14 protein-coding genes are annotated in these 14,543 nt (G+C 50.4%); 9 read left to right on the forward strand and 5 right to left on the reverse strand.

The genetic code is table 11. The annotated features are described in order from the left end of the window. Nucleotides 1–16: 16 nt before the first annotated feature. A complete protein-coding gene (locus H6F72_RS02020) occupies nt 17–265 on the reverse strand; it encodes a Ycf34 family protein (RefSeq protein WP_190431355.1) in 249 nt (82 codons plus the stop codon). Nucleotides 266–381: 116 nt separating this feature from the next. Here H6F72_RS02020 and H6F72_RS02025 point away from each other — a divergent pair, with 116 nt between their 5' ends. Continuing rightward, nucleotides 382–1,758, forward strand: coding sequence for a CCA tRNA nucleotidyltransferase (locus H6F72_RS02025; RefSeq protein WP_190431356.1), 1,377 nt, complete (start codon nt 382–384; stop codon nt 1,756–1,758). 246 nt (nt 1,759–2,004) lie between these two features. Next, nucleotides 2,005–2,187 carry a hypothetical protein gene (locus H6F72_RS02030; protein WP_190431357.1) on the forward strand — a complete coding sequence of 61 codons (183 nt, stop codon included), beginning with the start codon at nt 2,005–2,007 and terminating at the stop codon, nt 2,185–2,187. Nucleotides 2,188–2,284: 97 nt separating this feature from the next. On the opposite strand, the gene H6F72_RS02035 is transcribed toward H6F72_RS02030, so the two are convergent. Beyond that, nucleotides 2,285–3,421, reverse strand: coding sequence for an FAD-dependent oxidoreductase (locus H6F72_RS02035; protein WP_190431358.1), 1,137 nt, complete (start codon nt 3,419–3,421; stop codon nt 2,285–2,287). Between the two features lie 2 nt (nt 3,422–3,423). On the opposite strand from H6F72_RS02035, the gene H6F72_RS02040 reads away from it, so the two are divergent. The 4 genes from H6F72_RS02040 (at nt 3,424) to H6F72_RS02055 (ending at nt 6,853) form a co-directional block, all read left to right on the forward strand. Further along, nucleotides 3,424–4,401, forward strand: a complete 978-nt coding sequence (locus H6F72_RS02040) for a YaaW family protein (protein ID WP_370527424.1) — start codon at nt 3,424–3,426, stop codon at nt 4,399–4,401. A gap of 9 nt (nt 4,402–4,410) precedes the next feature. Then, nucleotides 4,411–5,820 carry an O-antigen ligase gene (locus tag H6F72_RS02045; protein WP_242016731.1) on the forward strand — a complete coding sequence of 470 codons (1,410 nt, stop codon included), beginning with the start codon at nt 4,411–4,413 and terminating at the stop codon, nt 5,818–5,820. A 33-nt stretch (nt 5,821–5,853) separates the two neighbouring features. Then, nucleotides 5,854–6,462 (forward strand): J domain-containing protein, encoded by a 609-nt coding sequence (locus tag H6F72_RS02050; RefSeq protein ID WP_370527425.1) that lies wholly within the window; start codon nt 5,854–5,856, stop codon nt 6,460–6,462. Nucleotides 6,463–6,586: 124 nt separating this feature from the next. Further along, complete coding sequence (locus tag H6F72_RS02055; protein WP_190431359.1) at nt 6,587–6,853, forward strand: DUF3143 domain-containing protein; 267 nt, start codon at nt 6,587–6,589, stop codon at nt 6,851–6,853. Between the two features lie 33 nt (nt 6,854–6,886). Here the strand turns inward: H6F72_RS02055 and H6F72_RS02060 are convergent, their stop codons facing one another. From H6F72_RS02060 to lysA, 3 genes are all read right to left on the reverse strand, one after another. Then, nucleotides 6,887–7,636, reverse strand: a complete 750-nt coding sequence (locus H6F72_RS02060) for an isoprenyl transferase (RefSeq protein ID WP_190431360.1) — start codon at nt 7,634–7,636, stop codon at nt 6,887–6,889. Further along, complete coding sequence (gene cdaA / locus H6F72_RS02065; RefSeq protein WP_190431361.1) at nt 7,633–8,556, reverse strand: diadenylate cyclase CdaA; 924 nt, start codon at nt 8,554–8,556, stop codon at nt 7,633–7,635. Before cdaA ends, H6F72_RS02060 begins: the two co-directional genes overlap by 4 nt. A 169-nt stretch (nt 8,557–8,725) precedes the next feature. Then, nucleotides 8,726–10,132 (reverse strand): diaminopimelate decarboxylase, encoded by a 1,407-nt coding sequence (gene lysA, locus H6F72_RS02070; protein WP_190431362.1) that lies wholly within the window; start codon nt 10,130–10,132, stop codon nt 8,726–8,728. Nucleotides 10,133–10,234: 102 nt separating this feature from the next. Between lysA and rimI the strand changes: the two genes are divergently transcribed. The 3 genes from rimI (at nt 10,235) to H6F72_RS02085 (ending at nt 14,443) form a co-directional block, all read left to right on the forward strand. Then, entirely contained in the window at nt 10,235–10,849 is a 615-nt protein-coding gene (rimI, locus tag H6F72_RS02075) for a ribosomal protein S18-alanine N-acetyltransferase (RefSeq protein WP_190431363.1), read from the forward strand. A gap of 211 nt (nt 10,850–11,060) precedes the next feature. After that, the gene (locus tag H6F72_RS02080; RefSeq protein WP_190431364.1) at nt 11,061–13,529 is read left to right on the forward strand and encodes an ATP-dependent Clp protease ATP-binding subunit; all 2,469 of its coding nucleotides are present in this window, start codon (nt 11,061–11,063) and stop codon (nt 13,527–13,529) included. Nucleotides 13,530–13,621: 92 nt separating this feature from the next. Then, a complete protein-coding gene (locus H6F72_RS02085; RefSeq protein WP_190431365.1) occupies nt 13,622–14,443 on the forward strand; it encodes an NAD-dependent epimerase/dehydratase family protein in 822 nt (273 codons plus the stop codon). Nucleotides 14,444–14,543 lie beyond the last annotated feature (100 nt).

Consider the following 14,543-nt stretch of genomic DNA (forward strand, 5'->3'; position numbering starts at 1 on the left):
AAACATCGCAACCAGGTTAAGTTGGAACTAACTCACCTGGGCGCAAGTTAGCCCACTTACCTGTTTCTTGCTTGAAGCTCTGACAGCCAACTACATCCCATTCCATCTGGATTTCATCCTCTGAGGAACGGATATTGACATTAATAGTAGGTTCAACCGCTTCAAAATCTGGTGTATTTGTGAGGTGAGGCTGTTGATGCTGCCCTTCGACTGCATGATACGTGGTGCAGCGATCTACGTAGTGGCAGTTCACACAAATGCACATGATCAGAACCTCTCCGTAGGTTGACAAGATGGGTTTACCAGACCCCGCATGTCTTTCTGTTACTCTAGCTTAGGCGAGTCAATTCTTGGCTAGCCGCTCGATTGATTTTTGTTTCCATGTACGCTACTTCTTCAATTTCTTTATCTGTTTTATCGCCTCAAACTTGGCCTTTTGGTTTGCAATGGTTGCCTCAGCCTGCCTATTTGGTGGGAGGTGTGGTGCGTGATGCGTTGCTCGGTCGTCATGCCGATTACCTAGACCTCGACTTTGTCATGCCAGAAAAGGCAGTGGAAACGGCTCAAGCGATCGCGCATCATCACAAGGCTGGCTTTGTTTTATTAGACGCAGAGCGGCAAATTGCCCGGGTGGTGTTTGAGCAAGCTACCGCAGATTTCGCGCAACAAATGGGGTCTAGCCTCGAAATTGATCTCCAGCGGCGGGACTTTACGGTGAATGCGATCGCCTACAACCCGCATACTGAAGAGTTGATTGATCCACTGGAAGGCTTTGTGGATTTGAAGCAAAGCTCGATCCGCATGGTAGCTTCGGAAAACTTGCGCGAAGACCCCCTACGTCTGTTGCGGGCTTATCGCCAAGCAGCTCAGTTGGGCTTTAGCCTAGACGCGGAAACGCGGGCTGTGATTCGTCAGTTTTCTCCTTACTTAAGCCAGGTTGCCGCCGAGCGCATCCAGTCGGAACTCAACTATTTATTTGGCAGCGTTCAGGGAACTCCGTGGTTGACCGCCGCCTGGCAAGATGGCTTGCTCCAAGCTTGGTTTCCTCAAGCCACTGCTCAAAGTCTGGCTCAAATTGCGGCGATCGATCGCTCAGCAATTAGTTTGGTGGCCGCTTGTCCTAGCTTCAAAGCTGAACTTTATGCCTCCCTACGCCACACAACCAAAGCTAGTCGTAAAGGCACTAAAAATTCATCTAGCGCCACGGGCAACAAATCTGCTAATAGCAACTCTGGTGTTGAGGCGGGAGCTGCTAAAGCCAAGCTTGCAGGCGATCATCGCACTTGGATCACGGTGGCCAAGCTAGCTAGTTTGCTGTCTCCAGACCTAGCGCAGGCTGAGGTAGAGTTATTGACCTTGAAATACAGCCGAGCCGAGATTCAAGCGGCCCTAACTATTATTAAGTTTTTGCCTCAGTTACAAGCAGTTAGCGTCACGGCTGGTTTGTCTTGTCGAGAGCAGTATTTTCTGTTTCAATCGGTCGGCCCTGTATTCCCAGCGCTGATGGTGCGGGCTTTAGCTGTAGGTGTACCGATATCAGTGCTATTGGGGCTGATTGAGCGTTTTCTAACTCCTGACGATCCAGTCGCGCATCCTATGCCTCTTGTCAGTGGTCAAGACCTAATGACGCATTTGAAGCTGGCTGCTGGCCCGCAAATTGGGCAACTTTTAGCTGAGATTCAGTTGGCACGAGCTGAGGGACTAATCACTACTCCAGCCAATGCCCTAGAATTGGCGGCCAAAATGACCAAACTGTGACTCTAATTGGCTTTGAAAGCTTGGCCTTTTTCGGTCAACAGCTTTGCCAACGGCTCTGTCAACCGCAATTCAGCTAAAATTAAAGGCTGAGCTGTTTGGGTGAGAGTCACAGATTAGGTTAGAGTAAACATCTGACCGATTTTTTTAGGCGTTCTGGTTTTTAGATCGCTGGCTTGAGATCGCTTCTCGCAAAAGTTTGGGAAAGCGATCGCTTTTCGCGTGGCAGATAGATTCAAAGAGGTAAACATGGCTAAACGCCGCAACTTAAAGAAAGAAAAAGCTCTCCGTAATGAAGCTTACGCTCGCAAATTCCGTAAGCGCACCAACAAAGGCCGCTTTGGCAAGAGACGCTTTGGTAATGACAACCGAGCTGAAGAAACTGAAACTGATCAAGAGGGCGCAAGAGACGGCGCTGAAGCGACAGACTAGTCTCCCAGGGTTTCCCATTGAGATGCAGTCAAGCTTGCTAAGAGCCTAAGTATGAAAGGCAATAGCAAGAAATTCCGGGTCATTGCTTGAAATTGCTTCAGCCCGTGGAATCGACAAAGTGACTGGAAATGGTATGCCAAAAGCTGGTTTCTGGCAGGGGTAGATTCCGAAGCTGATGATTAATTTCGGCTGCTGCTGCCAGTCCAGATTCTAAAGCGTTTTCGATCTGCATCCCCCCGCACCAGTCGCCACTACAAACGAGTGGTAAAGCGGTCGGGGCAACTAAACAAGGTGCTAGCCAACCCTGAGCAGGAAAGGCATAGCGCCAACGGTGAACTTGTAACCAGTCGGGGGCGTCGAGCCAAGCAAAGAAAGCTTGGGCGGCATAGTCTAAGAGTTGACGCCCCACTGCTGGTAAATCAGAAGTTTCTAAGTTTGTTTGAGCAAAGGCAGCACTGCTTTGGATGACGAAAGTGGGCGGCTGTGGTTCTGAGCCTTGACTGGGGCGTTTACTGTTCTCCAGGCTAATCCAATCAATCATTGAATCATCAGGACAGGTGACAGCTTGCCAAGCTGGGTTGTGAGTGGCTAAATCAGCTTGGCGATCGCGAGAATAACCTGCGATCGCAGTGATGCAAGGATGATATTGGACCGCGCGTAGAGTTTTGAAGAACTTATCAGCAGGTATTGTTTCTTCCAAAGGCTTGAGCAACGTCAGGGCTTGCGGGGCAGGAATCGCTACAACCACTGCCTGAGCAGCCAACGTTGTAGGAGTTGCAGCAGGATCACTGGTGTTTGCCAAAGTCAGTTGCCAAGTATTTTCTGGGGTCAAGGCGATCGCTTCTACTCGCTGGCTCCGCTGAATGTCTAATCCAGTTGCTAAAAATTTGGCGATCGCGCTCATGCCAGCGGGAGCTGTATAGCGAGGATAAATGTCTTGAGATTGCGGTGCATGCAGGTGGCGATCGCTCCCTAGTTCATAAACAGTATCTGTCCAAGTTCTTAGAATTTGGTTTTCGCACAAAACTGGAATGAGTTGGGCCAGATGCTCTCCTTGGGCACTGAGATGGCGGGCTCCATGATCCGTGCAAGTATCCTGCACCCGACGAGTGGCAATGCGGCCACCCAACCCCCGAGACTTTTCTACTAGGACAACGCGATAGCCCCATTGCCGCAACTGCTGAGCGCAACTAATGCCTGCAATGCCAGCTCCAACCACAGCAACATCAAACACGAATGTTGAGTCTCCTAGAGAATTTGCATCGGGCCAATAGCGAACAAGCCAACAGCGAACAGCCAATCGCTAAGAGTAGAATATGGGACAGCGGGGTTAACAGTGCAGTTGTGGAGGAATTTATGGCGGACGAGCTAAGAGCAGCCTTGGAGTTAGCGACTGAAGAAGAATTAGGTGAGCTAACTGAGATTTTGTTTCGCCGTAAGTTTAACCCAATTGACTACCTGTATACCCCGGACCCGATGGATGTGCAAAGCCAAGGGCGACAAGCTTGGCTAGATGCCTTAGAGCAACGCTTTCGGTTTTTAGCGGCAGATGGCATGACAGTGCTGCAAGGTCATGCCGATCGCATCACTTATCGCCAATGTTTAATTCAAGTTTGCCGCTACCTCAGAATTCCTTACTCCGAAGAATTATCAACTACTGACTTAGAAGCGGAAGTGTTTCTCAATCTGCTGAGTCGTGCCTGGAAACAACTATCGACCAAAGAAAAAGGAGCTTTGACGCTGCGGGTACAACAATCACTAGCTTGCTCTGAAATTCGGGATCAGCTACCTCTGGCAGTGCAGCAAGATCCAATGGGATTGCTGGTCAAGGGGGGTAGTGCTTTGGCGATTAGCTCAATTGTGCGTCCCATGTTGATGCAATTGATCGCAAAACAGTTTGCCTACCACTTTGCAACTTACCAAGTAGCCCAGCAAGCGATCGCGAAAGGTGGCGCTGTGGCAGCCGCTCAATTTGAAAGTTATGTAGCGCTACAAACCGCAAAACAAGGGATGGCTCTCAGTGCGGCTCGCTATGGCGTGACTCGCAGCGTTTTGGCTTTTGTGGGACCAGCGATGTGGGCTTTGTTTTTTGCGGATTTAGGCTGGCGGGCGATCGCAACTAACTATGGGCGGGTGATTCCCACTGTGTTTGCTTTGGCGCAAATTCGCTTGACTCGCGCCGATTGCCTTGAAGCGGCTTGGGAACCAGTGTAGGAAGCAACCTTGAACAAGTTATTCCACTTACAGACTCATCCGCAACGGCATCTGCAAATGCCTTGGCACTGGGTTCAAATTGGTTTGCTCCTGTTTCCTTTTAGCCCTTTGTTGGGTGGCTTGAGCTTGTTGGGAGCCGCGATCGCTACCTGGATTAAGCAAGCTACTTGGATCAAACGCCGTCCTTTTAATCGGGGTTTGGCGGTTCTGAGCTTGTGGTTTGTGGTGGCAGCAATTTTTGCTTACGATCGCACTGCGGCACTCTTGGGCTTGGCTAACTTCTTACCGCTATTCTTTTTATTTACAGCCCTCAGTACGCTGATTCAAACGCCTGCTCAACTACGACAGCTCGCTTGGGTCTTGGTTTTAACCTCAGTGCCCGTGGTCATTATTGGCTTGGGTCAGCAGTTTTGGGGCTGGGCAGGACATTTACGTTTGCTGGGAATTATTGTCGATCTGGGTGTGGAACGAGGCGGCAATCCTTTGGGTCGCATGTCTTCGATTTTTGCCTATGCCAATGTCTTAGCTAATTACTTGGTGATTGCGTTTATTTTGGCAATTGGACTGTGGATCGATGCGTTTCCAGGCCGTAGGAGCCAGTCGCAATCAATTGCGGAACCTGCGATCGCGGCACTATCTGAGGAGCCCTATCCTGCCCTAAACGCTTCCACTTCATCAAGTATCGCTTGGGGGCGTTGGTGCTTTTTAGCTGCCGTCGTGCTGGGGAATGCGATCGCGCTTCTCCTCACGAACTCCCGCAATGCTTGGGTCTTAGCAGGCTTGGCTTGCCTAACTTATGCTTTGTATCTCGGTTGGCGCTGGCTAGTAATTGCGGTTGGTATAGCTGTTACTGGTATTGGCGGAGCAGCTTTTGGCCCTGCGGTCATCAAGGCTCCACTCAGGCTGATTGTTCCAGCGTTTCTCTGGGCAAGACTGTCGGATGAGTTGTATCCCAATCGCCCTGTCGCCACCCTCCGGGCAACCCAATGGCAGTTTGCTTGGTCTCTAGCCGAGCAGCGGCCTTTCACAGGTTGGGGCTTACGCAACTTTACCCCGCTGTATCAAGCCAAGTGGCAAGTCTTTATGGGCCATCCTCACAGTTTGCCGTTGATGTTGATGGCAGAGACAGGGGTGTTCGCGACCTTGCTACTGGTGGGATTAGTGGGCTGGATGGTGTATCGTGGCGTGCGGTTGTTCCTGTCTTGGAATCCTGCCTCAGATCCTTTGCAGCAAAGCGATCGCCTGATTTTATTTACCTATTTAGTAGCGTTCTTAGCTTGCAGCTTATTCAACTTATTTGATGTCACTCTGTTTGATATCCGCATCAATGTTTTAGGCTGGTTGCTGTTAGCCGCCATTTGTGGCTTAGTAGAGCGACAGCAAGCTGGAGCTAGGAATTTTAGCGAGGAACCTGGTTAGAATAATCAAAAGCTAGGTAGGGTGGGAACTCGCGTGACTCAAGATGGAGCAACGCCAAATCAGGTGAATCAAGGGTCGCCATTGCCAAAAACTGCGGCTCCTAATTACTACGCCCTGCTAGGATTGCATCCTTCCGCATCACCGCAACAAATCCGGCGAGCTTATCGCGATTTGAGCAAACAATTGCATCCCGATACCACCATATTGCCTCCGGCGATCGCCACAGCAAAGTTTCAGCAACTCAATGAAGCCTATGCTACCGTCAGTAATCCGGAGCGTCGTGTTGCTTACGACCTCAAAATTGGCTATTCCCGTTTGCATGTGATGCAAGCCCCAGCGGACCTTAACCGTTCTGCCTCACAATCTCGGCGCTATTCTTCCTCTGCCTATCTAGACCCTACCGATCGGCCCCTGTCACCCGGAGAAATCTTTGCTTTATTTATCTTGGGTGTCACGTTTGTAGCTTGCTTAATGCTAGCGATCGCGATTGGTCTAACGAGAGGCGATATTGCCTTTCATCCTTTGCAATTGCAGAGTCAGAGTGCTCCTAGTGAGCAAATTGAGACAGCGAGATCAGAACTGGCAGCTCCATCTGCTAAGGTTTTAGATTCTGATGCCAATCAAAAAAATTCTCAGTTGTAGGAGTGAATGGTTATTCGCCCCTACGAGGGTCTACAAATCCAATTTAGAGAATTGGTAGTATTCCTGAGTTGCTTCTTGAGGCTCATTCTGTGCACAATTTTGGTCTACGCAATCTTTGAGATTTATGACGCTACCTTCTAGTGACACTCCCCTCTATAATCACTCCCTACCAGACCTTGAAACTTGGTTAACTGAACAAGGTTGCGAACAAGACCCAGCAGAACTTCACTGCTGGCGTATAGCAAAACCCGCATGGAAAGCCGAGTTGTATCTAGATGTAGACCAACTGACAGTACGTTATCTGGAAGTGGGAGGGGAGGCGATTCAGCGCTCCTTTAAGTATTTGCTCAGCCGCCAGGATGTGGAAGATGCCATTTTCTCGGGGCCTTAGTTAGCTACAGCTTTAATTGATTCACCTCACGGCTTAGAGCTTGCCAAAGCGACGATGCCGTTGTTGATAAGCGCATAAAGCTTGGTGGAACTCGGCGCGATCGAAGTCAGGCCAGAGCGTATCTGTCACATAAAGCTCGGAATAAGCCATCTGCCAAAGCAAAAAATTGCTCAGTCGCATTTCGCCACTGGTCCGAATTAGCAAGTCAGGATCGCCCACGCCTGCGGTATAGAGATGCCGCTCAAACACTGCCTCATCAATATCTTCTGGTTGCAAGTGTCCCTGCTGAACTTGAGTGGCGATCGCTCGACAAGCTTGCAAAATTTCTTGCCGCCCTCCATAGTTGGTGGCAACCGTAAAGTGAATGCCAGAATTATTCCGAGTTTCAGCCATAGAGCGCTCAATCTCGGCTCGCAGAGATTGGGGTAGCGCGTCCAAATTACCCACAAAAGTAATGCGGACATTTTCTCGCATCATTTCCCGGAGTTCTTGCCGCAACACCCGCTCGAACAGTGTCATCAAAAAGTCAACTTCTTCAAACGGTCGCCCCCAATTTTCTGTCGAAAAGGCATAGGCCGTTAGAGCTTGAACTCCCCAATCGCGACAGCAGCGCAACAGATCCTTAAGCGCGTCTACTCCTCGGCGGTGGCCCATGATCCGAGGTAGACCTTGGCGCTTAGCCCAGCGACCATTGCCATCCATGATTACAGCTACATGCTTAGGCAGCCGCTCTCGATCTAGATCAGCAGGCAGATCTTGTAAGATGGTTGGCTTTGCAGTCATTTTTTTTCCCGAGAGGCCGAAGAGGGCAAACGAAGTAAACGTGAAATGAGTGCCAATCCTTGAGACCCAATTTGACGACCAAAGTTGCGTAAATCTGAGGCAACTGCTTCGCGGTCAACGGATGGGGAGAAGCTTGCTTCTAAGAGTTCTTTCAGTTTACTGCTGGTCAGGGGCCGATTGAGTGTTCCCCTTTCTGCTAGGGAAATCGACCCTGTTTCTTCAGATACAACAATACACATACAATTTTCGATTCGCTCAGTGATTCCCATCGCGGCTCGGTGGCGTGTGCCTAATTGCCGGGAAGCAGTACGCTCTGAGATGGGTAAAATGACGCCAGCAGCCATGATGCGGGAAGCTCGGATTAAAACCGCACCATCATGAAGCAGGGTAGTGGGTTGGAACAAGGTCTGGATGAGTTCTTTAGAAACTTCAGCGTTCAACCTCACGCCTGGCACCGAAAAATCGCGCTCATCAATCGGAGCACTGGTTTCTAAAATCAATAGCGCTCCGATGCGGTTTTGGGAAAGTTCTTTGACTGCATCGACAATCTCATCAATGACATTGTCAGGTTTGGGAATAGCGCGGCGTGAAGGTTGAAACAATTGCAGAATTTCACCCCGCCCCAACTGCTCTAGAAAGCGGCGAAATTCTGCTTGCAAGATAAAGGCCATTGAGACAGCTGAGCCAATCACCAAGCTGTTCAAGACAAAACTCAAAAGTTTGAGTTTCAAGTTAGTGCTGACGGCTGCGGCTAGCATTAGGATAATGAATCCCCGTACCATCCACAGTGTCCGGCGCTCACCAATAATGATGAGCACCATATACGTCAGGAGTAGCACCAGTCCAATATCAATAATTTGAAGCAGCAAAGACTGAGTCCAACCTGGATCAGCCAGCCATCGCTTCCACAATTGTCCCATCAGAACCTGAATTACGCTTGCGCCTCAACGGGGACAACTGAGAGGCTGTGCAGCCTTCTAGCCTCCCAGTTGCCAGTCAAGAATATTTCGGTTAAGCCTTGTGCAAGTCACTGCATGGCCACCTGATCGTGAAGAAACTAGCAAGCTAGCTCTAAATCAGGTTAGCGGGTTAGGCCGTTAATCCGCTCAGGCGCTCTGGTAGGCGATCCTGTCGAATTAAATCTTGGTAAGTTTCCCGCTGCAGGATCAGGTTGGCTTCTCCAGCTCTAACTAAAACTGCTGCCGGACGAGGCAACCGATTGTAGTTAGAAGCCATGCTGTAATTGTAGGCTCCTGTGCCCATTACGACGAGAGTATCACCGGGTTCCGTTTGGGGCAGACTGGCTTCTTTGATCAAGATATCGCCGGATTCACAATGCTTGCCCGCGATCGCCACTGTCTCAGACATGGCTGCTGACATTTTGTTCGCGACTACGGCCCGATAAACTGATTGGTAGGTGATCGGTCTTGGGTTGTCAGACATGCCACCGTCCACAGTGACGTAGGTGCGAATGTCAGGCACTGTCTTCTGGCTACCTATCGTGTAGGCCGTAATGCAAGTGGGACCGACGAGCGATCGCCCTGGTTCGGAAAGGAGTTTGGGTAGGGCGATATTTTGGGCTTGGCAAGCTGCCGCGATCGCCTCACTGATCACCTTCACCCAAGCGTCAATGCTGGGTGGGTCATCGGATTCGGTGTAGCGAATCCCTAAACCACCGCCAATGTTGAGCTCTTGAATGGAGAGACCATAACCTGCAGCTTTAGTCAGCCACTGTACCATCACTCCTGCCAAGTCTTGGTGAGGTTGCAGCTCAAAAATTTGGGAACCGATATGAGCATGCAATCCAGCACAATTTAATGTGGGCTGCTGACTAACGAAGGTAAAGACTTCATCCAGTTGGTTGGGATCAAAGCCGAACTTGCTGTCTAGGTGCCCGGTGCGAATGTATTCGTGGGTATGGCACTCGATCCCAGGCGTCAAGCGCAACAAAATGCGGATGGGTGTTTCTTTGGCTGGCATGCCTGCAAGGGTTTGCAGTTCTAGCCAGTTATCGACCACAATGTTGCAACCCGATTCCACCGCAAACTCAAGTTCTGCAACTGATTTGTTATTGCCGTGAAAATAGAGCTTGTCGGGGCTGACTCTTGCTTGCAGTGCCGTGTACAGCTCGCCGCCAGAAACGACATCAATGCCTAATCCTTCACTGGCCGCGATCGCGCAGATGGCTAGACAACTCCAAGCTTTGGAGGCATAAAGAACCTGAGATTCGCCGGGGTAATATTGCTTAAAAGCATCACGGTATTGGCGGCAGGTTGTGCGTAGCGTTTCTTCATCCACAACGTACAGTGGCGAACCAAACTGCTGCACCAGTTCCGTAACGTCACAACCCCCAACTTCCAAGTGATCCTGCCCATTGACTTGAGCGGTCAGGGGCAAAAGGAATTGGTTTGGGGATCGGGTTGCCGCAGCATCTCCAGGGGCAGGTAAATACTGACGGCCAGAGTTCTGAACCTCCACAGAGTAAGTCGATACCATTGCGTAATAGTTGTCCTTGGTTAGTTGACAGGCGTGAGTGCGTCTTGTTTCTCAGTGTACAATTGAGGGCTGTGCATCCAGAGCTTTCGACCCAGACTTCTCGTGAATTTCCTGGATCTCCAATCATTAACTCCAGAATTGTTGCCCGCCACTCTAGTCCTCGATCAGTTGTGTTTCGGGGGCCTATGGACTTTGGAGGGTTATCGAAGAGAACTAGAGAGCCCAAACAGTGAATTATTAGTCCTGCAAACCAGCCAAGCTCACCAAACTTTAGAGAAACAGCCTATAGAGCCTATAGAACTGGGGTCTAAAGATGATCCTGCTGCTCCACTAGTTGGTTTGGGGTGCTTTTGGGCGATCGTCGATGAAGCTCACATCACCATCGTAGCGGTGCATCCTAACTATCAAGCTCAAGGACTGGGCCAAACTCTCTTGTATGCGCTCCTTAAAAAAGCGCGACAACGAGGTTTAGATCGAGCCACTCTAGAAGTTCGCGCCTCTAATCAACCTGCATTGTTACTTTATGAGAAGTTTGGCTTCCAAGAAGCAGGGCGGCGACGGCGTTATTACGAAGAAACCGGGGAAGATGCCTTGATTTTGTGGCGTGGTGGGCTACAATCACCTGAGTTTGGTCAAGCACTTATAGATTGGCAAGCTCAGGTTCAGGCTCGGCTACACCAAGCAGGTTGGCACTTGCGGGGACTGGGCAATCCTTGAGCTTGAAGAACTTGGGGCTTACCCCTTGACTTTGTAACAAATCTTTGTCCAAAATCTCCCTTCGGAAGTAAATATTCAAAAACTTCAGCGATCGCCACCTTGAATTGGGATCGCTCGGTCTGTATTGCTGCTATCTTGCGGATGATAGCAGCAAAATTTCCCTATGCTAAAATCAGCGTACCGGCAACGCAGCAGGTGATGGATACACGCCATGTTTGAACGCTTTACAGAGAAAGCCATTAAGGTAATTATGTTGGCCCAAGAAGAGGCTCGCCGCCTTGGGCACAACTTTGTAGGTACAGAACAGATCCTCCTGGGTCTAATTGGAGAAGGGACCGGCGTCGCCGCCAAAGTACTGAAGTCTATGGGTGTCAATCTCAAAGACGCTCGGATTGAAGTAGAAAAAATCATTGGTCGAGGTTCTGGCTTCGTTGCTGTAGAAATTCCGTTCACTCCTCGCGCCAAACGTGTCTTAGAACTGTCCTTGGAAGAAGCTCGGCAGTTGGGACACAACTACATTGGCACCGAACACCTGCTCTTAGGTCTGATTCGGGAGGGCGAAGGCGTTGCAGCTAGAGTGCTGGAAAATCTTGGAGTTGACCTCTCCAAGGTACGGACACAAGTCATCCGTATGTTGGGTGAAACCGCAGAAGTTTCAACCACGCCAGGGGGCGGTCGGACGAAGACTCCTACCCTGGATGAATTTGGCTCTAACCTGACCCAAATGGCAGCGGAAGGAAAGCTCGATCCCGTTGTAGGTCGTCAGAAAGAGATTGAGCGCGTCATCCAAATCTTGGGCCGTCGGACCAAAAACAACCCAGTCTTGATTGGGGAGCCAGGGGTCGGTAAGACGGCGATCGCCGAAGGTTTGGCCCAGCGCATCGCTAACAACGATATTCCAGACATTCTGGAAGACAAGCGTGTGGTTACACTCGATATTGGTTTGCTGGTAGCAGGCACCAAGTATCGAGGTGAGTTTGAAGAACGCTTGAAGAAAATCATGGATGAAATCCGTTCTGCCGGAAATGTCATCCTGGTAATCGATGAAGTTCACACCTTGATTGGTGCAGGGGCGGCTGAAGGCGCGATCGACGCAGCCAACATCCTCAAACCTGCCTTAGCTAGAGGTGAGCTGCAATGTATTGGTGCTACCACCTTGGATGAATACCGCAAGCACATTGAGCGGGATGCTGCGCTAGAGCGTCGCTTCCAGCCTGTGATGGTGGGTGAACCCAGCGTGGATGAAACCATCGAAATCCTACGCGGTTTGCGTGAGCGCTACGAACAGCACCATAAGCTAAAAATTTCTGATGCTGCCTTAGACGCTGCGGCTAAGCTGTCGGATCGCTACATTTCCGATCGCTTCCTGCCTGACAAGGCAATTGACTTGATTGATGAGGCGGGCTCTAGAGTCCGTTTACTTAACTCGCAATTACCTCCTGCTGCTAAAGAACTCGATAAGGAACTTCGTCAAGTTCTGAAAGAGAAAGATGATGCAGTGCGGGCACAGGACTTTGATCGAGCGGGTGAGTTGCGCGATCGCGAAATGGAAATCAAAACTGAAATCCGGTCGATCGCTCAAACCAAGAAGGCTGAACCTGGCAATGAAGATGCTTCTCCAATGGTGGATGAAGAAGACATTGCTCATATCGTGGCTTCTTGGACAGGTGTCCCTGTGAACAAGCTCACCGAGTCTGAGTCTGAAAAGCTGCTCCACATGGAAGACACCTTGCATGGGCGCTTAATTGGACAGGACGAAGCGGTTAAGGCTGTGTCTCGTGCCATTCGTCGAGCACGAGTTGGCTTGAAGAACCCCAACCGCCCGATCGCTAGCTTTATCTTCTCTGGTCCTACCGGGGTTGGTAAGACTGAGTTGACCAAGTCGTTGGCAGCTTACTTCTTTGGTTCCGAAGATGCCATGATCCGTCTTGACATGTCGGAATACATGGAGCGTCATACCGTTTCCAAGCTAATCGGTTCGCCTCCGGGCTACGTTGGCTATAACGAAGGCGGTCAGCTGACCGAAGCAGTCCGTCGTCGGCCTTACACAGTGGTGCTGTTCGATGAAATCGAGAAAGCCCACCCCGACGTGTTTAACATGCTGTTGCAAATCTTGGAAGATGGTCGCCTGACCGATGCCAAGGGCCGCACAGTAGACTTCAAGAACACGCTGCTGATCATGACCTCCAACATCGGTTCCAAGGTGATTGAGAAGGGTGGCGGTGGTCTTGGCTTTGAGTTCTCGGCAGAGAGCCAGGCTGATTCTCAGTACAACCGCATCCGCTCGCTGGTCAACGAAGAACTGAAACAGTACTTCCGTCCAGAATTCCTCAACCGTCTTGACGAGATTATTGTCTTCCGTCAACTGACGAAGGACGAAGTCAAGGAAATCGCGGACATCATGTTGAACGAGGTCTTCCGCCGTCTCGGCGAGCAAGGCATCACGCTGGAAGTCACTGAGCGGTTCAAGGATCGGTTAGTGGAAGAAGGTTACAACCCCAGCTATGGTGCTAGACCGTTACGTCGAGCCATCATGCGGTTGTTGGAAGATAGCCTCGCTGAAGAAATCCTCTCTGGCCGAATACAGGATGGCGACACCGCCGTTATGGATGTAGATGAGGGTCAGGTGAAGGTGCTGAAAGGTGAGAAGCGCGAGCTACTGCCTCAAGCGGCTGAATAGCCTTTAGTTCCGAGAAATAACTAATACTTAAGCGGTAGAGCGTTAAATCCTCTACCGTTTTTTTGTGTTTGCTGAAGAAGAAAGGAGGATCTGTGAAAGTTGCAATTATTGGCTGTGGGTATGTCGGGATGGCAACCGCTCGACATTGGCAGCAAGTGGGCTGGACTGTCACGGCTACCACAACCAGCGTGCCGCGTTTGTCAGAACTGGAGGCGATCGCAGACCATGCCGTTTTAGCCCAAGGCAATGATGAAACCTCACTAGCTGAGGCTTTAACGGATCAACAAGTCGTGCTGCTGAGTGTGGGGGCGCGTAGCCCTAACAGCTATGAAGAAACTTATCTGCACACCGCTAAAACCCTGACTAAAGTTTTGGCCCAAACGCCGAGCGTACAGCAGCTCATTTACACAGGGAGCTATGCCGTTTATGGTGACCAGCAGGGCAATTGGGTAGATGAAACCTCACCCGTTAAACCTGCCAACCGCAACGGTGAAATCCTGGCGGAAACTGAACAGGTATTGCTCAACGCTGCGAATTCTCAACTCAAGGTTTGTGTACTGCGGCTAGGCGGTATTTATGGGCCAGGACGAGAACTCCAGCGAATTTTTGGGCGAGCGGCGGGCACGACTCGACCGGGAACAGGGGCAGAGCCGAGTAATTGGATTCACCTAGATGACATCGTGGGCGCGATCGCCTTTGCCCAAGAGCACCAACTCCAGGGAGTTTATAATCTGGTGCAAGAAGTGACGCTAACCAGTCGAGAACTGATTGAGCAGGTGTGTCAGCGCTACAACCTAGCTCCTGTAAATTGGGACGAATCGCAACCCAGTGCTCGCTCCTACAATGCGAAGGTATCTAACCAAAAGCTCAAAACTGCGGGATACCAATTCATCCATCCTGAATTGCAAGTGTAAGGCGATCGCTGGTTTAACCCTGCTTATTACTACAAAGAGCACGATCGGTTTAGCACTCATTCCGATAGAGTGCTAAATTCTAGTTGGAAGCGTAGGGAAC

Origin of the sequence: Trichocoleus sp. FACHB-46, assembly GCF_014695385.1 — a bacterium.
Classification (GTDB): domain Bacteria; phylum Cyanobacteriota; class Cyanobacteriia; order FACHB-46; family FACHB-46; genus Trichocoleus.